Genomic DNA, 21,666 nt, shown 5'->3' on the forward strand with positions numbered 1-21,666 from the left:
TACTTATAATGCTACCGTCCTTTCCAGTCAGGATTTTGTGTCTTAATTATGGTGCATATTCCTGCATATTTTTATACATAATCCTTACCACCAGACGCATCTTATTTTTTGCGGTTTATCGGATGACCCATCTTCTCCTTCACTTCATTGGGCAGAATGCCTGTGATCCGGGCACCATTCCAGGAATCTCCAGATAACCATATGCTCCATCCAGTTATTTCTCTGAATGATCTTAAGATAGAACAATACTGTGCTGAAAGTGGTTTGCAGTGTATTCAAGATCGGCGTGATAAAGGCGACGATGGCATTCCAGATAGAAGTGATCTTCGTCTGAATAGCTGTCAGTGCTGCGCCGATCAGGATCTGGATCACCTGCCAGATAGTCTCAAACAGATATTTGAACGCATCCAGTGCACTCTTTAATGCGGTAAGAGTCGTAGAGAATACAGACTTCACACCTTCCCAGATGCTGGAGAAGATTCCTTTTACCGCTTCCCGTGCGCCGCTCCAGTTGCCGGAGAACACATTGGAAAAGACATGAACAGACCCAGTAAGGTATCCAGAACGACACCACGGCTACGACCGGTCCGGACAGACCACCCAGAACCACACCCAGCTTGCTGAACACACCGCTGGCACTTCCCACATGGGTGATGAGAAGCCGAGCCCTTTGCAAGAGAACTGAACCCCCGCATCGTTTTGTTGACATCCTTAAGACTGGACTGCGTTCCCTTGATTGTTTTGTTTACGCCTTCCAGTGCTTTGGAGAGCTTCATGGTATCGCCGCCGATCTTAACGGTGATGCCCTGGATTCTGGATGCCATGCGGATGACCACCTCCTCATTTGGGGTATAAAAGAAGCCCATCTGCATAAAACAGACAGGCAGAAAATAATTTGAAATTTACAATTCTGTCGTTGCTAAGTGGCAGAAAGAGAGTTATACTTAAATTGAGAAATTGTACTCAAAGGAGGTATGCTCTATGAGTGGATATAATATTGACGTTGCCGATATGCAGTGCTGGGTCTTTCGGATGGCTCAATCCAAATGGAAAATGTCTCCCAGCGACTGCGCAGAACTGTTTAAGAAATACGACATTCTCGGATTTATTGCTGATTGCTACGACATTCTTCATTTGAATAGCTACGAATGCGCTTTGCATGATGTTGAAACCCTGCTCAAGAATCGAGGTGTTACTGTATGATAGGACTTGAAGATGGAATGCTGCTCTACCACGGAAGTTATGTCAGTATTCCTAACATCGACTTAAGCCGCTGTATGGGTGGTCTCGATTTTGGTCGTGGTTTCTACTTAACCTCATCTTATGAACAAGCATATAACTATGTCCAGCTTTCTGTTCGCAAGGCAAAACACATCGGTGCTGTTCCAAAAGACTTCGATCCAGCCGACGGACAAATATCCGTCTACAAATTTCACTATGACCCAAACATTCTCGCTTACTTTTTTCAAGAACCCAGTATCGAATGGCTGCATTTTGTGGCGGCCAATCGAAAAAAAGACCTCTTTCCACAACTTCTGAAAAAATACAGCGTAATTGATATCATCGGTGGAAAGATCGCCGACGATCAGACAGCCCGTACCCTTCAGATTTATATCAGCGGTGAAGGTGCTGGTGAGCCTGGGACTCCAAAAGCAGACAAAGAAACGATTGAAAAGCTTTTACCAAGCCGTCTCAAGGATCAATTTTGTTTCAGAACTCAGGATGCCGTCGAGCATCTTGAATTTATAAGGAGTGACCGCTATGGCAACATCAAATTGTGATAATGCTATAAACTATAAATCTACAGATTCTCAAAAGGAATGCTGCGCAGTAATTGCAATGCGCGAAGCTGTAGAAACTCTTGCTGCACGAGAAAAGATTTCTTACGAGGAAGCTCTTCTTCGTTTCACAAGTTCTCGTGCATATGAAGCCCTCTTTGATTTTGACACAGAGATTTGGAAAGAAGGCTCTGATTATCTGCTGAATCTTTATGACTACTGCACATCAAAAAAGACTGCATAAAAAATAAGTACACTAGGAGGTGGTTTTATGAACGGGGTTGCCATCGATGATTCACAACGCGAAATGTGCGCTGTTCTCGTTATGCGCACTATGCTCACAGACTACTGTGATGATACCAGTGTTTCCTTCAACGACGTATTTTTTCGCTTTGTAACCTCTCCCGCATACAAAATGCTATCTGACTATTCCACCGGACTCTGGATGGAGGGGTCCGATTATCTCCGCAACATCTTTGAAGATACCATGAAAACAAACACCTCTCTAAGTTTCTGATATATAGTTCTCCAGTATATCTTTTAACGTACTTATAATGCTACCGTCCTTTCCAGTCAGGATTTTGTGTCTTAATTATGGTGCATATTCCTGCATATTTTTATACATAATCCTTACCACCAGACGCATCTTATTTTTTGCGGTTTATCGGATGCCCCATCTTCTCCTTCACTTCATTGGGCACATTGATGAGCCCGAATTGATAAAACATTACGTAAATGTATGTCACTCACCCGGATGTCTCCCAATGTCTTTCAAAATGTCTATCCGCAATGCTTCTTGTTTTGAATTCTCAAATTCTACCATACCCATCAGTAATCCTGCTTTATCAGTTTCAAACGTAAATCCTTTATAATCATCTGCCCGATTATTCAATTTTCTGATGTTTCTATTTATTATCCTCATCTGCTCAGCTGATCTTTGCGGATTTCTGGTTGAAGTTATTGAGTCCAATGAAATGTATCCTTTGTTCTCAACTTCCAAAAGGATATTTATAGGTCCTTTGCTGTATAATTCAAAAATATCCTCTTCACTTGTAACTTTGAAAGCCTGTGATCCAGGCACCATTCCAGGAATCTCCAGATAACCAATATGCTCCATCCAGTTATTTCTCTGAATGATCTTAAGATAGAGCAATTTAAAATAATTCTCTGCTTTTTCAGGATGCGAAATCATGTCCACAAAATAAGTACAATCATCATTTATGATACAAAGCAACTGTTTATTGCTTCGATTGTTTTTATTATTCACATTAAGATTTTCACTTAAGTGCAAATGATATAAATGCCAGGTATATCGTAAAAAATCCACTTTGCCAGGAGCACTTGTTTGATTGGATAAAAAGGCATTCATATCCATTCCTTCTTCAAAAGCATTCTTGTACTTCTTTAAGACTTCTACTTCTTTTTCCGAAAGTTCTCCACTGTCAATTTTGGCTTGCAGTTCGTTAGAGTATTCCACTCTTCTTTTCAGCACAGGTATCCTTTTATAAAGATAAGAAAAAAAATCAATTATCGTTTTTTCCTGGGCATTTTCATCTGCTCGATATGTAATTCCAACCCGATTATAATACTTCATTATTTCGGACTGAATGTCTTCATGTATCTTTCTCGCTAACTCAGTTTTAGCACCCATACATAATACCTCCAGTTAAAGATTTTCTGCTTCTGAAGCCAGATACATGCTAAATACGCAAGTAAAATCAGTCATTATTTTTCCGGCATCTTAATCAGTCCAAAACGATTGAAGATTCCATAGATATAGGAGATTCCTCGGATATCTCCCAGTGCTTTGGGTCTGTCCACGATCTGACCAATACATCCAATGTTCTTATATGCAAGAAGCACGGAACTCCATGCAAGGCTCTTGCTACTCTTTCTCCTGTCTATCCACAGCTCTTTGGTAAACTTATTTCCTCTGCCCTTTTTTAACTGGTAGGCAAATGGCAACCCGGATATCGTTTTGAACTCATATCCCTGGAACGCAACGATACAGTTCCAGAGTGTTTCCTCGCACGGATTCTTCCTCAAAAGCTTTACAGCTCTGTATCTCCGCTGTCGCTCTGCGCCTACACTGAGCTTTTCCTTTTCCTCTGCCTGAAAGTACACGCCTTTCTCATAAGGAAGATATGAGGTGACCGATGCTTTGGATAGCTGAAGGGCGGCTGCCGTAGAGAGAAGTGCAGTTTTATAATCCTGTGTCTTTCTATATTCGTCAAATATCCTTTTCAATTTCTCTGCCACCTCAGATTCATACACCCCGGCAGTGATGAGGAGCTTGCGGATCTTGATGGGGTTGAGTGACAGCTCGTCCGCAATGGCCTGCAAAGTCAGATTATTTCTATAAAGGTGTACCGCAGCGTCCAACTGCTCCTTGAGGTTCTTTTCTGCACTGTATCCCGGCTTGGCTGGCTTCCTTCCGCCACCGGGTTTTCTCGTTTTCTTCATTTTACTCATGCAGCTCCAGCTTCCAATCCTTACGCTCCAGGCGATAGTTCTCCCTGATGACCGCAAAGCCCAGCTTGTTCACGTAGAACTCCTTGGCTACTTCGTAGTCAGATACGATAATTGCGATATGGTGTATTTTAGATAAGTTCATTTTGTGTCACACTCCATTTCTTTTATTTACGTTACAAACTATATAGCAACCATCAAAAATACCATGTGAACTCCTGGAGTTCAGTAATTCCTGATTCTTAGATCGTTGCCTGCTGTGCACCGCGCAGAGGTATGTGATTATTTCGAGCAGCGCTGGGAGGATTGCAATTTCATCCTGTTTTACAGACGCTTTCTTGCCTTCATTGCCGCATAGTACATCAAACCGCCGAGTGCTCCACCTACTGTGTTGTAGAAGATATCTGATAGCTGGAATGTTCCCAAGCGAAGCAATAACTGCAACATCTCAATGCTTATCGAGAAGATGAACGCTATCTTCCCGCTTTGCCATAGGATTTTCTTCAAGCTGTTTCCAATCTTTTCTTCGAATGTCCACATCACTACTGCTGAAAACGGCATCATCATGATCACGTTCTCGATGCACTCCGTTGTCAGCTTCTGTTCGCCGTTCACTGTCTCCCAGATGCCCCAGCCGCCCATAACATCAGATAAAGGATTCATCCACAGCTGACGGTTTAACAGGGTTCGGAACAGAATAAGTGAAGTCACAAAGGTCAGGAAGAATAGTTTCCGAAAGAACACACTCTCCTTGAATTTCTGATACCATGTCATCATGGCAATCTTCCAGCCTTTTCCTGCTCCAATAGATTCATAAGCATAAAGATAGAAAAACATTGCGAGGAAGGAAAGAAGAAGCGAGAATCCAAACGGCTCATAGAGAGCAGTCAGGATGTTTGTGAGGATCTTTCCCAGTAAATCAATCGATTCTTTCATCATCGTTTATAGGTCACTGAACAAATCAGCCTTGTACACGCCGTTCTCCAGCATCTTCTTGAAGCTGTCCTTTACGGCTGCAACATCCTCATGATAGGTCATGCCATACCAGGTATCATTGCTCTTCAGAACCTTTACAGACATCTTTCCCTGTTCCAACAACTCACCGATGAAGACTGGAATCAGATACTCCGCTTTCAACGGATTACCCGGTACTTCTTTCTCGAAGAACTCTTTGAATCCCTCCTCCAGCACGTCCAGAAAATCAGGGGGGGTAAGCCCCACATATTCATGGAAACCAGAGAATTCATATCAACAGCTACACCGTCTGCCTCTGCTCCATCTGCAGTCTTTACGATGTTCTTGGTTTCCACAACCTCAGTCAGATTGTTCTGCTCGTCCATTTTGCAGATACCACGAGTCACACCACCATTATCGGACAGCGTATTTTTCAGAACAAAACCTGCCATACAGGACTTACCGCCATTCACCAGATACTCATGAACAGCCTTAAAGCCCTCCTTACCATAGTAATCATCTGCATTAATCACAATAAACGGGGTATCAATCACATTTTTCGCTGCAAGCACAGCCTGACCAGTTCCCCACGGTTTTGTGCGGCCTTCTGGCAGAGTTCCCGGAATATCGTTGATATCCTGGAAAGCATAGTCCACAGTTACATTATGAGAAGAGCAAATAGAAGCAATACGATCGCCGATCACTTCTTTGAACTCCTTCTCGATATCCTTACGGATAATAAATACTACATGGTTGAAGCCTGCTTCGATTGCATCATGGATGGAATAGTCCATAATGATATGGTTAGCATCATCAACCGGCTCCAACTGCTTAATTCCCGTTCCAAATCGGCTGCCGATACCAGCTGCCATGATAAGTAATGTTGTGTTCATAATTTCTTCCTCTTTTCTTTATGTTCCAATATGTAAAACGTAAATATCTCACCTAATAAATGTCATTAGGTTATCTCGAATTTTTCTAGGCAAGCTAGATTTGATTCTCCTTAGAAAATTCACAATTATCAAACTAATGGCAAAAACCACTGCAACAACCACTAATGAGCACAATGTATTTTCCTGAAATTCCGTAATAGTAACATTCATGCCTACACGTTGCGTTCCCATTTCAGCAATTTTTAATACGATTCTTTTAATTGGCTCATGTACAGCTAAAATTGTAATCGTATTCTGACCGAGAAACTGTAGAAATGTATTCCGTGTAACGAACCACTTACATACAAATCCTAGCCATATGGAGCCGATAATTCCGCCTAGCATAAATAATAAATAATTTTTTCCATATAAATTACTCCACATCGACACCCCTGGATTCAAATATCCTATTGCTACAGAAAGCAAATAAAGTAGGCTTGTTAAAAAAATCTTCTGCTTAGATGCTAATGATATCATTCTTATATCTTGCTCAACGATTCCGCATATATATCCGAAGATGTACCACATTAAACCATTTAAAAATCGCAAAAACCACGATGACAAAAAGCTTGCTGGCAGCACCAACTTTAGAGCAAACCATAAAACAGAAACAAAACAACATACGAAAACGATCCAAAAAGAATTACTTTTTTTATTGTAAAAAATCGGATACGCCACAAGTTCCGCAAGATATAGTATAATAAGAAACCATATCGGTCCCATATCAAAATCTCTAAAATGAGATTCAATTACAATCCAGTATATAAACAGTAATAATCTAAACAGAATAAACGGCCAAAGAATTGATTTAGTTCGCTTCAGCAAAAATTTCCGAAATGGAATATTCTTTCCAAATTTGTATAATATGTAACCTGATAATGCAAAAAACAGTGGCATATGGAATGTATAAAGCCATTGAACTAGAAAACCTTTTGTGTTCACATGACCAATGACCACTAGAATGATTCCTATACCTTTTAGTACATCAATCCAGTCTGCTCTGCTCTGCTCTGCTCTGCTCTGCTCTGCTCTGCTCTGCTCTGCTCTGCTCTGCTCTCAAGAGTATTCTCTCCTTTGTACATCTTGTCAATCCCTTTTAAATTTCTTTTCAACTTTATTTATTGCTTGTCTTATCGTCTGTTCTCGAAATACTAACAGCGCACAAACATAAATAACAACACCTATTATTCCGCCAACAAAACACCTACAAAGATCATTGAGCGAATCAAAAAATGGCATGATTCCCGCAATTCCTGCGCACATACAAGTCATTGCCAAAAATGCCTTTATAAATGTTCTAATTGCTTTTCTATACTTAAATCCATCCATCTTTTTGCACATCTGAATTAAAAGCAGTATTGTACAGACCGTCGCTGAAACGGATGTTGCTAGAGCTAACCCCAGATATTCAAATTTCTTTACTAGTAAGATGTTCAACCCAATATTTACAGCAACTGCAATCGTTCCATTAATCATTGGTGTCTTTGTGTCCTTCATAGAATAGAAAACTTTATTCAGGACATCTCTAAAAGACGCTCCCACAATACCTAATGCGTAAATTTTTAAGGCACGGCTTACAAATAAGACTGTATTTTCATTGAATGCTCCACGTCCAAATAAAATTTGTACAATCTCTTTAGAAAACACAAAAATCAACGCGGCTAATGGAAGTACTAATAATGACACCACATTAATATAAGTTAGGGTAAAGGAATTTTCTTCTGCCTTGTTATTTCTGGCGAACAACTCAGTCATTTTAGGATACAGGATCGTTGTCAAGCTTAAAATAACGACTTGCGTAACCATATTTGCAACTTCGCTTGAATAGTTCAGTGCAGAGACACTTCCCTCCATCAAACCAGAAGCCATTGAACGATCCACAATTGAGTTAAGCTGATTTACACCCGTGCTGATAAATACTGGACCCACCAGTATTAACATTTGCCTGATATTCGTATCTCGAAGATCTAAAACACGTCGATGCCTGAAATCAGTTTTTTTCTTTATAAGTACCCTTAAATAAACAAATTGTCCAAAGGATGCTAGAAATAGACCAACTGCAAGAATATATGCGTTTCCTACATAGAATCCGATTGCAATAAAAGCAATTTGAATCAAATTGTAAGGAACATTCATCAAAGAGTTTTGATTGAAATAGCCCTCAATTTGCAAATACGCATTATATACATATACCAAAATAATGGCAATACATGTAGGCATAATAATCTTTGCAAATTGATTGCATAGGATAAAAGTCTCTCCCTGAAATCCGCCTGCAAATAACTTCACAAGCTGCTTTGAAAAAAGAACCCCTAAAATCGTCAAAAAAACAGATAGCAAACAAAAGATATTAAACACATTGTTTGCGAATCTATCTGCCAGCTCTTTGTTTTTCTTGACTTTTATTTCAGTGTACAGCGGTATAAAACCTGTCGTAACCGCTGTACCAAACACTGTAAATATAATTGCGGGGATATTTTGAACTGCAACAAAAACATCCGATACATAGCTAGTCCCATAGTAATTAGCCAAAACCATTTCTCGAACAAAGCCCAATCCTTTTGCTATGAACGCAGCAAGAATCAACTCAACTACCTTTATTGCAATACTCTTATCCCTTTTTTTTGCCATTAATTGAAACCTCTCTTTACCGCCAGATTAGCTTTCTTTCTAAGGTAAAAGGCCAATTTGCTGACTGTTATTTTCTTTCGATAGAACCAAGCTACTTTGGCATAGAAATGTAACGTACTACATGTGCCATGTCTTTTTATAAACTTATAATCCAGTTTATCTTTTTCAATTTCTTTAACAACATCCGGATATATCGCATACGTTTTATCTTTTGAATATATTTTTGCTTTAAAAGAAATTGGTCTCGAGAAAAGATGAATATACATATATTCTTCTCTCTTCACATTTGTCCCGTCTAAATAATTTCTAATAATCTTGCCATTTTCCCAAGTAAATACCTGTCTGTTATTCTTATATCCATCTTCCTCCGGCAAATACAACAAATAAAAGCTCGTTGTAAATCTATCCAGGTGAGCAAAATTGGTTTCTTTATAATACGGTATTTCCAGTGCATCGTATATTTCGCAAATACCAACCTCATCAAAAAATTTTCCATCACCGGATGTGAATACATCCTTATAATTCGGAGCATTTTCCACTTGATTTCGATATCGTTGGTTAACCTCCGGTGTATTTCGGTAAATCACAGAATGTCCCTGAAATCCAATTTTATCGTATTTTTCAAGTATCTCATCAGTTATGAACGCTCTTATATCTCCAAAAATCAGGTCCATATCGCAATGGCCCCAGTAGTCATATGTTTTTAATTCATCACTAAATATTTCTCCATATGCAGGGCGAAAATCACACAATTTCCATGGTTTACTAATTACTATAGGAAAATCAAAATTATTCTGTATTCTTTCTTTTATACTGTCATAGGTGCAGTAATGTACTTTTACATTATTAGGGTAGTTATACTCTGTCCTGTCATCAGTAAGTAAAATCCAATCAATCGTTTCATTTGCTGCACATGAAAGCAGCCACATCTTAAACCCAGCCGAAAGTTTTCCAAAATACGGAACCAAATAAGCTATTGATTTCATCTATTCAATCCTTTCTTAACTGCCAACACATATCCAATCGGATATCCACAAGTGACAAGCACCTTTCTATATATTCCATCAATTGAAGAAATTGCTTCCTTATATTTCCGGCCAATTCTAATATTATCTCGGCTATATCCAATATATGCTTTGACAAACGCTTTGGGATATTTCCCAAAATAGTCCATTGCCTCATTGATATAAAAACGCCATAAATAGATTGTTTCTCTTGCACGTCCCGTACTTTGTTTAATCACAGAATTTTCTTGATCGTGATAATAGGCTCTTATGTTCTCATCAATATAACGAGTCTTGTACTTTCGTGCCATTCTCCACCAGACAACCGATTCTGGGTAGAATTTGAGTTTTTCATTTGGTTCTGGAAATGGAAGTTCCTTCATTACATCGGTGCGAACAATATTCCATTTTTCAAAGCAAAGCCTCTGTACAAAATAAGCATCCAGATCATTACTGTCAAACATATGCTGCGGATAAGATCCAATCGGTGTTCCATCTTCAGCATTATAGCATTTTGCAATAACGCCCTTATATTGATTCCTTTCCCCTTCAGGTATTGATTCCCATGTATTGATAAAAACCTCTAGTGCATTTGCCTTGAAAGAATCATCTGAATCTGCAATTAAAAACAGCTCCGATGTAGTTTCCTGCAGTGCCCTGTTTATTGCCGAATGCTTTCCTGCATTTTCTTGGTAAATATATATAATTTTGAAATCTGCTTCTTTTTCAAATTCTACCACAAGACTTTTAGTATCATCTGTTGACCCATCATCTACAATTATCCAAATAAAATCCCGGAATGTCTGTCTCTTCAAGCTTTCAAATACACGAGGTAAAGATTTTCTTCTGTTATATGTCGGTGTAAAGACCGTTATTCGCTCCATTTTCTCCTCCATCACTTTCAGCATTTCTCGTCGTCATACCTGCTATCGACATTATTAGATATATTAGAATCCAAATATCTGTGCTACCAGCTCCAAAAAGGTGATTGAAATAACATTCAAAAAATATATAGCACATCATCACAAATAACATTCTACTAACTGAAGCGGCTTTCATATAAATATATGTAAATACTATAGATCCAAGAATTCCACATTCTAAATATATCTTAACCAAATCATTATGCAAATTTCTATTAGAAAAATTTGAGCCGTGTAGTGCATTTAAATATTTTGTTAAATATGTTGTAACAGATCCTAATCCATATTTGATTTGGCCAGAATTGATTACCGCCTCTATCCTTGAGGATCTAGTAAGAGTAATCTCATTTAAAGTAACATGAAAAGTTTGATAAAACCACGCTTCCAATGTGTCATTGAGCATTAAGCACGTCAGTACTGGAAGGAGAACAAAAACTACAGTTGTTACGATCACAATTTTTTTATTCACAGCTTTTTTTATAACAATCCATTTTGAGAATATAAAAAAAACTATGGCCGCCAGCATGCTTATTCTTTTAAAGCTTAAGATGCAAAGAATTAGAGAAATTATAGCATTTTTCCTTTTTCCCATATAAAGATAAAAGCATTCAAATATTAGAAAAACAAATGCCAGTTCACTTTCAAACGGGCTATACGAATTTGCAAAAGAAATGCTTTTTAAATTTGCAAGTGTGAGTTGCCCTGCAAAATTCTTTAAAAAAACTATAACATACAGTACAAATAAGTAGTTTAAAATTGTTTCTATATCTTGTTCTTCAGAAATCTGCGAATATACAATTATAAAAATCAGCGGAGTATAGTAGTATACTGCTTCATTAATTGCATATGAATTAAATCCATTTATCATTTGCAATATTGCTGTTATCGCAAACAAAAATGTAATTCCGCCAAAGACTAATAAATATTCTTTTCCTATTCCTCTTAATCTACGTTTTTCATATAGACCGCTTCCTAAAAAATAAATTGCCGAAAAGCACCACGCCATTGCATATTTCAAATTTCCGAAATCAAATGCATATGCAATCATCACAAACAAAAAGAAACAATCTACCTGCCGAAGTTTTCTTATTTGTAACATACACATTTCACCCCTTTATTTTTCTTAAAGTTGCCATCAATCCACCCTTGTAAGCAATTCCCTTTATGGATTCCAACAGTCTATCTTTAGAGGTGACTTTTATATACTTCTGAATGTGCTCATCCATTTCGTGTTCATCCAAATCCGTGTAGAAGGCTGCTCTATCCTTGTGCGGAATTGCGGAATTGCGAACCATTATTCCATCTAGTGCTACTGCCTTTTCTGCATCTACTTGGAATATCTCATACGCAGCGGCAATCTCTTTCAGGAGTTTGTTTCCCTTATCTGTATGAACCAAAAGATTCGTATATCCTTTATCATCATCCTTTTTCCCTAACAATTCTCCCATGTGCCAACAGTCAAATACTGTATAATCACTGACTCGATTTAGCTGCTTAAATTTACAAGTATAGCAAGACGGCCGGGATGCAATCTCCGAAAAGAAACTTTTTAGCATATAGTCAACTCTCGCACTGCCTGTATATTTTTTCCCATTCTTAAATCTAAGCATCATTGTGCCACTATGATAGCCATATGTCTTGTTTCTAAAATTGATTTCCATTATCTTTGAATTATACTTCTTGATTTGAAAATCTATATATTTCTCCCATAGTTTAGGTGATGGTGTTCCATGACATACCAAATCCACTGTTATTAAATTCTCATAGTCTTTTTTCAGAAATTCCTTCAATCCATAGACCTGACAAGTAGTACCAATAAAGCAAACCCATCGTCCTTTTTTTAATTCATCCTGAATTTTTGTATATGTATCTCCCAAATAACTTTGGACGTACTTTGATCCTCTCGTTTTTGAAAATTCCACATCATCCTTAGTAAATTCTCTATGAACGACATTCCAATTATCGTCATAACTTGCAGTCCAAACACTGCCACCTTTGCTAAAGAACCATTGAGCAAGAGGCGTAGAAAAGCCACCTGATGTACTTTGCATAAGATCATTTTGATTTTTTGTGCGAATCACATAGGCTGCCGGTATTTTTTTTTCAATCGTCTTATAATTCAAGATCGGACATACTTTTTCGCACAAACCACAGTTTACGCATTGCTTTTTATCAACGATTGGATATAAAAAGCCCTCTTTATCCGGCTGCATTGAAATACATTTTTTAGGGCAAATATTAAAGCAAGCCGTACAGCCACAGCATTTTACTTTATCTGTAATCTCGATCACTCTTTTATCTCTCCGCTTTCTTTAGTCTTCTAAAATAAATATCAATCACTCTCTTAGCAATTAAAGCAAAAACAATTGTTAATACAATGGTCAAAAGCAACACTACACCGTAAGCAACATTTCTATTATTGATTCGATCTGCAATTCCCAATTTTTCAACGACACGGAATATCATCATATGAGAAAGATATACTTCCAAACTCACCTGACTTAATGTCTTTGTAACACTGTTTCCTAACAATTTCATCGGCTGAGATATAGCAAACATCACCCACATTGCAAACAGGATGCTTGTTTTCACCGTAAAAAAAGAGAGAACTCATTTGCTGGAATCAAATACCATGTCATTGTTATAACAGCTGTTGCCAGCAGTACCACAAATGTAGGGATTCTACTTACTTTTTCTTGGATATAATCTTTATATAGATATATAACTCCCCCAATTACGAAGTACACCGACAAAAACAAAAAGTTAGCACCATCTGTTTTACCTACAGACTTGTAGTAATTACAACAGCACCAATTTAAAACGAAACAAATAATCACCGTGAACCATGCTCTCTTTTTTGTGAAAAGCAAGAAAACATAGAACGGAAACATAAAATAGAAAGCAAAAATCACACCAAGTGTCCAACCAACACCGATCACTGACATATCATGTGAAGGCATCAAATTAAAGGCCATTGTAAGTGAAGCAAAAACATCTCTCCATAAAACTGTTTTTATACTAAACAATGTGTCAATGCATACCAGCAATGCAAAAAATGGGAGATTTTTTGCAAAACGACGGATATAAAACTTTTCCAAATTTACTTTTCCACTTTTGAATCTCTCATAATATCCGCAACACATTCCAAATCCACTCAATATCAGAAATAACTTTACAAAATGTGTCATGCTACCGATAACATTGGTAGCGATTTCTGATGTAAGAGGATGTCCCATATTAGATGACACGTGCATAGCAACGATACCAAAAGCAGCAATAACTTTTAGCCCATCTAAATTTTCAAATCTATTATTACTGCTTATCACCATAAACAATTTCTCCTTTTAAGCACGCTCTTTAATTTCACGCAAAATAGTGTTGAGGTATTCATCTGTTACCAGCTTAAGGTTTTTATATTTTTCCCCTACAACTATATAATCAATATCATTTTTTACAACACCGGATAAGTCCATTCCATTTTTATAACGCCGACTTTCTAGACCAAAATTCACACACAGAGTATCTATGCGAGAGTTTTTTGAAAAACTGGAATTTTCAGCATATCTATTAAATACCACAAACTGCTTTTCATTAAGAATAGAAAATGCTGTCCCGTGGAAAGAATCTGTGCAGACATACTCTGCGTTTCGCAGAAGATTCAGAAATCTCGCTGGACTCACATCATACGGAGCAAAGTCTCCAAAATTTTCATCTTCTTCTACATACTGATCCATGTGTCGCAATGCAACGACTTTCATGTCCTTGTCATGAGCTAATTTCTTTACTGCATTGCGATATTCCTGTGTAGCACCAAGGAAGTATGCAAAAATATATGGCTCATTGATTTCTCTCTTATTAGGAATTCTCTCCAGCCATTCATTTTTACTCAAAAAGAAAATAGGATCTAAAATCGTAGGAACATCTCGACCAGTCAGTTCCTTGACAATCTCACTTCCTCGATTTTCACGCATACTAATGTATTCGATGCGGTTCAAATACTGTATCGTTCTTTTCTTTTGATACCACGGAATTTCCTTTACTCCAAAACTAGAAGCAATTGAAATTTTTAGCGTGTCGTCCGGAACAAACATCAAATTGTAATAATTCGTCGGCAATCCTGCTGGACTCCAAAGTTGATCACTACCTGTTATAACCGCCGAATATTTCTTTCCACCCTCGCGTAATGCCGCATAGCCGATATACTCATCGGAGAAATCCTTAAAAGCCCATTTTTTGAATCCGGCAAAGGCTTTCATACGAACTTCATTATTTTTTGCATACTCAGGATGCTTTTTTAGACTAAGTTTTCTCTGAATTCCTTCATATCTGCTATTAAACCAAACTGCATTAAAAAGGCGCGGCACATCTTTCAGTGCTTCTGTCACAGTCTTCTTTCTAGTATATCGAATCAACTCATACTCAATATTCTGATTTTCCAAATAACTAACAGTTGCATATGCTTGCAATATGCCTCCGTAATTTTCATGCATATATTTTATGCATACTCCAACCATTGTAACCTCTCCTCTATGCTGCACATCCTACTTTTTCAGCAGTTCCTCATATATTGCCTGATACTTCTCGTTTTTTTCCTGCCAAGTGTATTTTTCTGCTTTCTTTCGTGCGTTTTTTCCACGTCTTGTTACTTCATCAGGATTAGCAATACATTCAAGAATTGCCTTTTTCAAGTTCTCAATGTATTCTTCTTTCGAATTTCCTTCATAAAGCCAACCGGTGTTTTCATCAAAAAGAGTTGCTCCACCAAACTTATTAATGGTGATAACCGGAATACCTTTTGACATTGCCTCCAGTAAGACCGTGCCTGTCGTCTCTCGAATGCTCGGCATAATAAATACATCCGCACCTGCATATTCCTTTTCCATTTCCATATAGGGAATGGAACCCATGCAGTGCACATGCTTAGACAAGTTCAGGTCATCCTTACAGCGTTTACGTAGATGCTCAAGCTCCGGGCCATCGCCTATAACCCTAACCTGATATCTAGTTTCCTGCGGAATTCTCATCAATGCATCAAAAAGGAAATCCAAACCCTTTCGATATATCATTCTTCCGGCAACCAGAAAAACGCATTCTTCATTTCTGCCCTTTTCTTTGAAAGTATCTTTAATATCATTTATATCTACCGCAACCTCAGTCACTGGCTCGTCACTTACATTGTAATTCTTCATTCATTTTTTCCTTTTCTGTCCAGTTCACTAATTCGTCCGGTCTTAATCCGTTATCAAAGACTAATTCATACGGACATTTTAGTTCTGTCCCCCCCCACAAGGAATTCTTGAGTCTCTTTATTTGCAAACATAATATAGTCGCAGCGATTTAGTTTACCAGTGATTCTCAGCTTAAAACGATACCAGCGATTTATCCCTGAGCGAACGACTTCAATGATTTCATGTCCCTTTGCGTAATCTTTTAACCCATTAGGCAAAGACTCTCCTCCACCAAGTGGCCCACAGACGAATTTAATATTTGCTATCTTTCCATAGTCTCCAATTGCACGGAACTCAATCGGCGTAATCTGATGAATAACGTCAATTTTCTGATCCGCACAGATTTTCTTTGCAAGAGGAAGTACCCGTCTATTCCACACATTAAGTCTTCCAGAATACATAAATCCCTTGAAGATTTTCTTGTAAAAATTCGGGATGTCAACATAATAAAACTTTATATTTCCAAGTGGGTGACTCTGCAAATATTTTTCGACTGGTTCACGTTGCTCTTCTTTTGTGATCACATAAACTTTATTTGTTTTTGAACTCTCATAAGGAACACACCAACCGATTTTATCTTCGCTTCCAGCAAAAGGGTTACATGAATAAGCTATATACAGGATATTCATCACTTCGTCTCCATCTGCTGTGCTGCAATATCAGCATCCACGATTTCCTCGCCGGTCTTATGCTTCAGCTGCTCCTTAGAAGCTTCACTCAGACCGTTGTTGATCACGCAGTTCATATCGCAGGTGCTGCACTTATCCAGATCCTCTTTAGTAACTTTGCCGTCGCGGTAATCACGGCAAATCTTCAGCTCATACATGCTGTACGGATGCTTGGTGAACAGTGCCTTGAACTTGTGTACCAGAACCCAAGTAGCAGGCTTCCAGATATACTTGTGCATAGCCGGACTTACACTACCGATCATCCAGCAGTCACGGTCGCAGCAGCGGACCTTTGCACGAACTTTCTCTGCTTCAGGGCTGTTCCACAGCTCATCCCAAGTCTGATTGTTCAGGTTACCCATGACCTCTTTATCCTTGGTGCCATTGCAAGGCATAACATCGCCATACGGGTCGATGAAGAAGGTATCAAAGCTCATGTCGCAAGGCAGCAGACGCTTCTGGCCGTAGATGTAGTTGATCAGACCGTGGTTAAAATATGCACGGAACCACTTTTTCGGGCTGTTGCTGCGGAGCAGTTCGTTGACCAGATTTTCAAAGTTCTTTGCGACCATCGGACGGTCGTGGATGATGTTCTTAGCCTCAACGAAATAGAAGCTATTGTGCAGAGAAGCAGTTGCGAACTCCATGCCCATCTCGTCAGAGATCTTATACAGAGGAACCAGGTCAGGAGCATTTTTGTCCTGAACGGTCATGCCAAATCCAACATCCTTCATGCCCATCTCTCGCAATTTCTTCAGCGTGCCATAACCACGCTGATAGCCGTTCTGCAGACCACGGATCTCGTTGTTGGTCTGCTCCAGACCCTCGATAGAGATACGAATACCGATCTGCGGGAATTCCTTGCACAGATCAACAATACGGTCAGTGAAGAAACCGTTTGTGGAAATAACAATACGGTCAGACTTCTTGTACAGCTCACGCACGATATCTTTCAGGTCAGTACGGATGAACGGCTCGCCGCCGGTGATGTTGGTGAAGTACATCTTCGGCAACTTCTTGATGGTCTCAATGCTGATTTCTTCTTCCGGCTTGGAAGGTGCCTTATAACGGTTGCACATAGAGCAACGAGCGTTGCAGCGATAAGTGACGATGACCGTACCATTCAGTTTCTTTTCGCTATTGTTAGACATTTTTAATACCTCTATCTCTCTTTTTATCTATAAACTTTCATAATTTTCTCGTAATACTCATCAATGGTATCGAAGCTGATGTCCTTACAGTTCGCACTGTACTCCGCACACAGCTTCTTATCACCCCAGAGCTTTTCTATCTTTTCTTTCAAATCTTTCCCGTTACCACTCTCAAACAACTCGCCGGTCTTACCAACCTGAATCAGCTCCGGGATACCACCGATATTCGCTCCCAGCACCGGCGTGCCGTACATCTGGGATTCCATCACGGAGAACGGGCAGTTCTCATACCACTCAGAAGGGTAAATGGAGAACCGTGCCTCACGGATCAGCTTCTCCAGTGCCTCGCCTTTCTGGAAGCCGACGTTTTTGATGTTCTTAATACCATTTACTGTCTCTTCCAGCGGGCCAGTACCGGCGAAAATGAACTGTACATCCGGCAGTTCTTTACAGACCTTGATGAGCGTGCCGATCCCCTTCTCCTCCGAGAAGCGGCCGAAGTAAAGGACGTAGTCCTTCTTTTCCGTTTCCTTCCACTCCACCTTATCGATGAAGTTGTGCATTGCCACGGTTTTTGTTGCAAACAGAGGATTGCTGTCCATCTTGCTCTTCATGAACTCAGAGCAGCAGATCATGGTATCAATGTACTTGTAGGTACCCTTCCACTTCCAGAACTCTGCTTCCATCATGCCGATGGCAGATTTCGCCGTGGAGCCGTGGATGCACTTGCCTTTCATGCAATTCACGAAATGGCCGCCCAGGCACTTCTCACAGTTCTGGTGGGTGTTGGGATTGTTCAGCATGTGGTTTGGGCAGACCAGCTGGTAGTCATGTGCCGTGAAGATGATCTTACAATCTCTTCCGGTCTCCTTGCGCCACTTCACGATTTCCAGAATGATGGAAGGTGTCAGCTGGTAGTTAAAATTGTTCAGGTGACAGACATCCGGCTTAAAGTCGTCCAGCACTTTCCGCAGCTGCACCCGCGCTTCCTTGCTGTAGATGGTCTTGATGGGGTAAGTCAGCTTGCTCAGTTTGCTGCCGCCGTGGAAGTCCATATCAGATGTATAAGCATTGACCCGGTTGCCCACGCAGCGGCCTTCATGTTCCATACCGAAGTACTGAACCTGATGTCCGTGCTGCTCTAGCGCCTCACCCAATTTGAATATGTACGTCTCGCTGCCGCCATTGGGATATAAAAATTTATTTATCATCAAACTTCTCATCATGTTCTCCTGTATAGCTTCATCGTTTCTTCTGCAACATCATCCCAGTTGTATTTCCCACAGATAAAGTCTGCTGCCTGTTCTTTATACTTCTTGATCTTTTCAGGATGATCGCAGGCATCTTGCAGCTTTTCCCTGAGAGCATTCACATCGGATTTCCTGAAGATCAGTGCCTTATCTTCCACTACTTCTGCACATTCCGGAATATCGGAAACCAGACAGCAATTCCCATAGCTCATTGCTTCCAGCAGGCTCAGGGGCATGCCTTCCAGATCTGAAGGCAATGTGTAAATGTAGGCATTACTATATAATTCTTCCAGCATCTGGCCCTGCACAAATCCGGTAAAAAGGATTCTTCCATCTTCTTTGGCAAGATCTTCCATCTCCTTCATGAAAGAATCCGTATCACTGGAGCCACCGGCAATCACCAGTTTTTTATCTGTGTGAACATGCTTGAATGCTTCGATCAGATATCGGATTCCTTTTTCCGGTACCAGGCGACCCAGGAATAAGATGTAAGAATCCTTTGTCAGTCCATATTTGGCTGTAATATGCTCCGCTGCTTTCAGTTCCGGAGGATTCACACCGTTAGGTATGAATCGAGTGGTTCTGCCATATGTATCACTGAAATAATCCTGAACACTTTTGCTCAGGACAATTATTTCATCTGCATATTTTACCGCATTTCTTTCACCCTGCCGGATGAATCTGGATCCAAAACCAGACTTCCATTTCTCACGCTGCCAGTCGATCCCGTGAATGGTAACTATGACTCTTTTGCCAAACAACTTGGGCAGCCATGCGAAAAAGGCCGGCCCCTCAGCATGGATATGCACCACATCATATTTTCCCAGTGCACAAAATAGAGCAGCAAAGAAAGAAGAACTTACGGCCGCAAGCCCTTTCTGTTCGATCGTAGGAACATATTTCTGGCAGATCCCCTGATATTCCCTTTGATCCGTATTGTCATATTCTGCCCCACTGACGTGATGCCCTGACCTGTTGTAGCATGTTACCTGACATCCCATGCGAGCCATCCGGGTACATAGCTCTTTTACCACGATCTCGATACCGCCCTCTCTGGACCACCGTTTGTGGCCAAATACAGCCAATCTTAAGTTCTTTTCCATTGCTTTTCTCCATAATACAGTCCATTTAAAATGGCTGAAGCTTAGACAGCTCCCTTTTTATCAAAAACCACTAACAATGTTTCAAGTAAGATCTTGATATCCATTCCAAAGTTCCAGTTCTCAATATATTCTTTATCAAGCCTTACAACCTCTTCAAAATCGGTAATCGTGCTGCGTCCTTTCACCTGCCACATGCCGGTTATCCCTGGCTTAATGGCCAGTCTTGCACGATGGTGAAGCTCATATAAGTTTGTCTCGGAAATAAGTGGCGGACGTGTCCCCACAATAGACATATCTCCTTTTAATACATTGAAAAACTGCGGAAACTCATCAATGCTTGTTTTCCGGATGAATTCTCCGATGCCTGTCTTATGAGTTCCATCGGGCAAGATCTTATTTCCAATGACCCGTGGATCGAAATCCAGTTTAAACATCTTTCCATCACCTAGTTTATTATCTTTCATCAGTTCCGCTTTATGTTCTTCCGCATCCATGTACATACTGCGGAATTTGTACATCTTGAAACGTTTTCCATTCTTTCCTACACGCTCTTGGGCAAAGAAAATGGGGCCGGGGGATGCTATATAGATGGCAGGTGCAAGGAATATAAATAAGATCCCTGTAACCAGACATCCAACCAAGCCACCTACAATATCCATCAGACGTTTCAGCATAAGCTCCTGGGTAGATGCATAATTAATACTGGTGGTTAAGACTGTATAATCTCCGATCCTTTCCACGAACTGTTTCTTGCCTGGTACGCTCTGTACCTTTACCAGGTTCAGATGTACAGTCACACCTGTTTCTGTGAATTGCCGGATCAGCTCTTTGGGATAAGGCACCGTGCCGGAGGTTGCAATCAGTACTTCATCGATCCATTGCTTACATACAAATTCGGCAGCATTCGCCATGTCCGTAACCACTTCCACACCGCCTATATGTTGACCTGTCATCTCCTTATCAATGACAGCGATACCGGCGATCTTATATCTGCCATAATTATGTGTTATCATGTTCTCTACTACTGTATTAGCCACATCTTCAGAAACCACCAGCAATAAAGAGCAATCCCCATCCTCTTTCATTTTTTTACGTAGATGGCGTTTCCAGAGCACTCTTATCAGGTACGTAAGCAATATGTATATTATGATAGTCAGCACTAACGCAAGTCTGGAATAAAAATGGCTCCGCTGTAACATGAACAGATATACTAAAGAAAGTGCCCCGATCGTCACCCCTTGGCGCGCCGTTAAAACAAATCCCCTGTAAAAATCTTGTTTCAGAACATTTTTCATTGTATTTGCTTCAAACATTACCAGCAGATCTGCCATTTCGATAAATACTGCCATATTTCTGTAATTAAAATTTGTATATGGATTGATCCCATATCCACTAAACGCATACGCCAATATAAATGCTATCTGCAAACAGATCAAATCTAAAATAATAAAGTCCAGATGCTTTATCCATCCTTCAGAATCTTTTCTATACATGTATTTTTCTTTTTCCTTCTATTTTTCAAAACGTATATTGGTGGTAACATAATGGTCTGAGATTACCTCTGTAATTCTGAGG

General features: G+C 39.7%; 23 protein-coding genes and 2 pseudogenes. 4 read left to right on the plus strand and 21 right to left on the minus strand.

All coding sequences use genetic code 11. The features are described from left to right. Positions 1 to 144: 144 nt before the first annotated feature. Complete coding sequence (locus G5B11_RS03185) at positions 145 to 456, minus strand: hypothetical protein (protein ID WP_173726863.1); 312 nt, start codon at positions 454 to 456, stop codon at positions 145 to 147. Between the two features lie 525 nt (positions 457 to 981). Here G5B11_RS03185 and G5B11_RS03190 point away from each other — a divergent pair. From G5B11_RS03190 to G5B11_RS03205, 4 genes are read left to right on the plus strand one after another with little or no spacing between them, the layout of a single operon-like run. Then, on the plus strand, positions 982 to 1,203 hold the full coding sequence (locus tag G5B11_RS03190) for a DUF3791 domain-containing protein (protein WP_158421245.1): 222 nt from the start codon (positions 982 to 984) through the stop codon (positions 1,201 to 1,203). After that, a complete protein-coding gene (locus tag G5B11_RS03195; protein ID WP_158421246.1) occupies positions 1,200 to 1,781 on the plus strand; it encodes a DUF3990 domain-containing protein in 582 nt (193 codons plus the stop codon). Before G5B11_RS03190 ends, G5B11_RS03195 begins: the two co-directional genes overlap by 4 nt. After that, positions 1,762 to 2,022 (plus strand): hypothetical protein, encoded by a 261-nt coding sequence (locus G5B11_RS03200; RefSeq protein ID WP_158421247.1) that lies wholly within the window; start codon positions 1,762 to 1,764, stop codon positions 2,020 to 2,022. The genes G5B11_RS03195 and G5B11_RS03200 overlap by 20 nt, the downstream gene beginning before the upstream one ends. 27 nt (positions 2,023 to 2,049) lie before the next feature. Next, on the plus strand, positions 2,050 to 2,295 hold the full coding sequence (locus tag G5B11_RS03205) for a hypothetical protein (protein WP_158421248.1): 246 nt from the start codon (positions 2,050 to 2,052) through the stop codon (positions 2,293 to 2,295). 225 nt (positions 2,296 to 2,520) lie between these two features. Here G5B11_RS03205 and G5B11_RS03210 read toward each other — a convergent pair whose 3' ends face one another. The 20 genes and pseudogenes from G5B11_RS03210 to G5B11_RS03305 all read right to left on the minus strand — a co-directional run bounded on the left by G5B11_RS03210 (position 2,521) and on the right by G5B11_RS03305 (position 21,584). Next, positions 2,521 to 3,429, minus strand: a complete 909-nt coding sequence (locus tag G5B11_RS03210) for a hypothetical protein (protein ID WP_173726864.1) — start codon at positions 3,427 to 3,429, stop codon at positions 2,521 to 2,523. 74 nt (positions 3,430 to 3,503) lie between these two features. Continuing rightward, positions 3,504 to 4,250 carry a hypothetical protein gene (locus G5B11_RS19020; protein WP_244092900.1) on the minus strand — a complete coding sequence of 249 codons (747 nt, stop codon included), beginning with the start codon at positions 4,248 to 4,250 and terminating at the stop codon, positions 3,504 to 3,506. Between the two features lies 1 nt (position 4,251). Then, positions 4,252 to 4,392 (minus strand): annotated as a pseudogene (locus G5B11_RS03220) (VOC family protein); the annotation flags it as partial. 179 nt (positions 4,393 to 4,571) lie between these two features. Continuing rightward, positions 4,572 to 5,186: a VanZ family protein gene (locus G5B11_RS03225; protein WP_330603035.1), complete on the minus strand. Its 615-nt coding sequence runs from the start codon at positions 5,184 to 5,186 to the stop codon at positions 4,572 to 4,574. 3 nt (positions 5,187 to 5,189) lie between these two features. Next, positions 5,190 to 6,094 (minus strand): annotated as a pseudogene (locus tag G5B11_RS03230) (sugar phosphate nucleotidyltransferase). A 48-nt stretch (positions 6,095 to 6,142) separates the two neighbouring features. After that, on the minus strand, positions 6,143 to 7,123 hold the full coding sequence (locus G5B11_RS03235) for an acyltransferase family protein (protein ID WP_330603053.1): 981 nt from the start codon (positions 7,121 to 7,123) through the stop codon (positions 6,143 to 6,145). A gap of 96 nt (positions 7,124 to 7,219) precedes the next feature. Next, a complete protein-coding gene (gene murJ / locus G5B11_RS03240) occupies positions 7,220 to 8,764 on the minus strand; it encodes a murein biosynthesis integral membrane protein MurJ (RefSeq protein WP_173726866.1) in 1,545 nt (514 codons plus the stop codon). Beyond that, positions 8,764 to 9,750, minus strand: coding sequence for a DUF6625 family protein (locus G5B11_RS03245; protein WP_173726867.1), 987 nt, complete (start codon positions 9,748 to 9,750; stop codon positions 8,764 to 8,766). The genes murJ and G5B11_RS03245 overlap by 1 nt, the downstream gene beginning before the upstream one ends. Further along, a complete protein-coding gene (locus tag G5B11_RS03250) occupies positions 9,747 to 10,652 on the minus strand; it encodes a glycosyltransferase family 2 protein (protein ID WP_173726868.1) in 906 nt (301 codons plus the stop codon). Before G5B11_RS03250 ends, G5B11_RS03245 begins: the two co-directional genes overlap by 4 nt. Beyond that, positions 10,618 to 11,790 (minus strand): O-antigen ligase family protein, encoded by a 1,173-nt coding sequence (locus G5B11_RS03255; RefSeq protein WP_173726869.1) that lies wholly within the window; start codon positions 11,788 to 11,790, stop codon positions 10,618 to 10,620. The genes G5B11_RS03250 and G5B11_RS03255 overlap by 35 nt, the downstream gene beginning before the upstream one ends. A gap of 7 nt (positions 11,791 to 11,797) precedes the next feature. Further along, complete coding sequence (locus G5B11_RS03260; protein WP_173726870.1) at positions 11,798 to 12,982, minus strand: Coenzyme F420 hydrogenase/dehydrogenase, beta subunit C-terminal domain; 1,185 nt, start codon at positions 12,980 to 12,982, stop codon at positions 11,798 to 11,800. A 4-nt stretch (positions 12,983 to 12,986) separates the two neighbouring features. After that, a complete protein-coding gene (locus tag G5B11_RS03265) occupies positions 12,987 to 13,181 on the minus strand; it encodes a hypothetical protein (RefSeq protein WP_173726871.1) in 195 nt (64 codons plus the stop codon). Between the two features lie 98 nt (positions 13,182 to 13,279). Next, the gene (locus G5B11_RS03270; protein ID WP_173726872.1) at positions 13,280 to 14,020 is read right to left on the minus strand and encodes an acyltransferase family protein; all 741 of its coding nucleotides are present in this window, start codon (positions 14,018 to 14,020) and stop codon (positions 13,280 to 13,282) included. A 15-nt stretch (positions 14,021 to 14,035) separates the two neighbouring features. Beyond that, positions 14,036 to 15,205: a polysaccharide pyruvyl transferase family protein gene (locus tag G5B11_RS03275; protein WP_173726873.1), complete on the minus strand. Its 1,170-nt coding sequence runs from the start codon at positions 15,203 to 15,205 to the stop codon at positions 14,036 to 14,038. Between the two features lie 27 nt (positions 15,206 to 15,232). Then, positions 15,233 to 15,880, minus strand: a complete 648-nt coding sequence (locus G5B11_RS03280) for a glycosyltransferase family 4 protein (RefSeq protein ID WP_173726874.1) — start codon at positions 15,878 to 15,880, stop codon at positions 15,233 to 15,235. 65 nt (positions 15,881 to 15,945) lie between these two features. Beyond that, on the minus strand, positions 15,946 to 16,548 hold the full coding sequence (locus tag G5B11_RS03285; RefSeq protein WP_173726875.1) for a hypothetical protein: 603 nt from the start codon (positions 16,546 to 16,548) through the stop codon (positions 15,946 to 15,948). Beyond that, positions 16,548 to 17,738, minus strand: a complete 1,191-nt coding sequence (locus G5B11_RS03290) for a radical SAM protein (protein ID WP_173726876.1) — start codon at positions 17,736 to 17,738, stop codon at positions 16,548 to 16,550. Before G5B11_RS03290 ends, G5B11_RS03285 begins: the two co-directional genes overlap by 1 nt. A 23-nt stretch (positions 17,739 to 17,761) precedes the next feature. Continuing rightward, positions 17,762 to 18,961 carry a glycosyltransferase gene (locus tag G5B11_RS03295; protein ID WP_173726946.1) on the minus strand — a complete coding sequence of 400 codons (1,200 nt, stop codon included), beginning with the start codon at positions 18,959 to 18,961 and terminating at the stop codon, positions 17,762 to 17,764. Continuing rightward, the gene (locus G5B11_RS03300) at positions 18,961 to 20,091 is read right to left on the minus strand and encodes a glycosyltransferase family 4 protein (RefSeq protein ID WP_173726877.1); all 1,131 of its coding nucleotides are present in this window, start codon (positions 20,089 to 20,091) and stop codon (positions 18,961 to 18,963) included. Before G5B11_RS03300 ends, G5B11_RS03295 begins: the two co-directional genes overlap by 1 nt. 41 nt (positions 20,092 to 20,132) lie before the next feature. Then, positions 20,133 to 21,584: a sugar transferase gene (locus tag G5B11_RS03305; RefSeq protein ID WP_173726878.1), complete on the minus strand. Its 1,452-nt coding sequence runs from the start codon at positions 21,582 to 21,584 to the stop codon at positions 20,133 to 20,135. Positions 21,585 to 21,666 lie beyond the last annotated feature (82 nt).

This window comes from Blautia glucerasea (assembly GCF_013304385.1).
GTDB lineage: Bacteria > Bacillota > Clostridia > Lachnospirales > Lachnospiraceae > Blautia_A > Blautia_A ammoniilytica.

Bases quoted from the DNA above. Each gene is read 5' to 3' on its own strand.
- G5B11_RS03190 (WP_158421245.1), top strand. From the start codon at position 982: ATGAGTGGATATAATATTGACGTTGCCGATATGCAGTGCTGGGTCTTT.
- G5B11_RS03195 (WP_158421246.1), top strand. From the start codon at position 1,200: ATGATAGGACTTGAAGATGGAATGCTGCTCTACCACGGAAGTTATGTC.
- G5B11_RS03200 (WP_158421247.1), top strand. From the start codon at position 1,762: ATGGCAACATCAAATTGTGATAATGCTATAAACTATAAATCTACAGAT.
- G5B11_RS03205 (WP_158421248.1), top strand. From the start codon at position 2,050: ATGAACGGGGTTGCCATCGATGATTCACAACGCGAAATGTGCGCTGTT.
- G5B11_RS03210 (WP_173726864.1), bottom strand. From the start codon at position 3,429: ATGGGTGCTAAAACTGAGTTAGCGAGAAAGATACATGAAGACATTCAG.
- G5B11_RS19020 (WP_244092900.1), bottom strand. From the start codon at position 4,250: ATGAGTAAAATGAAGAAAACGAGAAAACCCGGTGGCGGAAGGAAGCCA.
- G5B11_RS03225 (WP_330603035.1), bottom strand. From the start codon at position 5,186: ATGATGAAAGAATCGATTGATTTACTGGGAAAGATCCTCACAAACATC.
- murJ (WP_173726866.1), bottom strand. From the start codon at position 8,764: ATGGCAAAAAAAAGGGATAAGAGTATTGCAATAAAGGTAGTTGAGTTG.
- G5B11_RS03245 (WP_173726867.1), bottom strand. From the start codon at position 9,750: ATGAAATCAATAGCTTATTTGGTTCCGTATTTTGGAAAACTTTCGGCT.
- G5B11_RS03250 (WP_173726868.1), bottom strand. From the start codon at position 10,652: ATGGAGCGAATAACGGTCTTTACACCGACATATAACAGAAGAAAATCT.
- G5B11_RS03255 (WP_173726869.1), bottom strand. From the start codon at position 11,790: ATGTTACAAATAAGAAAACTTCGGCAGGTAGATTGTTTCTTTTTGTTT.
- G5B11_RS03270 (WP_173726872.1), bottom strand. From the start codon at position 14,020: ATGGTGATAAGCAGTAATAATAGATTTGAAAATTTAGATGGGCTAAAA.
- G5B11_RS03275 (WP_173726873.1), bottom strand. From the start codon at position 15,205: ATGGTTGGAGTATGCATAAAATATATGCATGAAAATTACGGAGGCATA.
- G5B11_RS03280 (WP_173726874.1), bottom strand. From the start codon at position 15,880: ATGAAGAATTACAATGTAAGTGACGAGCCAGTGACTGAGGTTGCGGTA.
- G5B11_RS03285 (WP_173726875.1), bottom strand. From the start codon at position 16,548: ATGAATATCCTGTATATAGCTTATTCATGTAACCCTTTTGCTGGAAGC.
- G5B11_RS03290 (WP_173726876.1), bottom strand. From the start codon at position 17,738: ATGTCTAACAATAGCGAAAAGAAACTGAATGGTACGGTCATCGTCACT.
- G5B11_RS03295 (WP_173726946.1), bottom strand. From the start codon at position 18,961: ATGAGAAGTTTGATGATAAATAAATTTTTATATCCCAATGGCGGCAGC.
- G5B11_RS03300 (WP_173726877.1), bottom strand. From the start codon at position 20,091: ATGGAAAAGAACTTAAGATTGGCTGTATTTGGCCACAAACGGTGGTCC.
- G5B11_RS03305 (WP_173726878.1), bottom strand. From the start codon at position 21,584: ATGTATAGAAAAGATTCTGAAGGATGGATAAAGCATCTGGACTTTATT.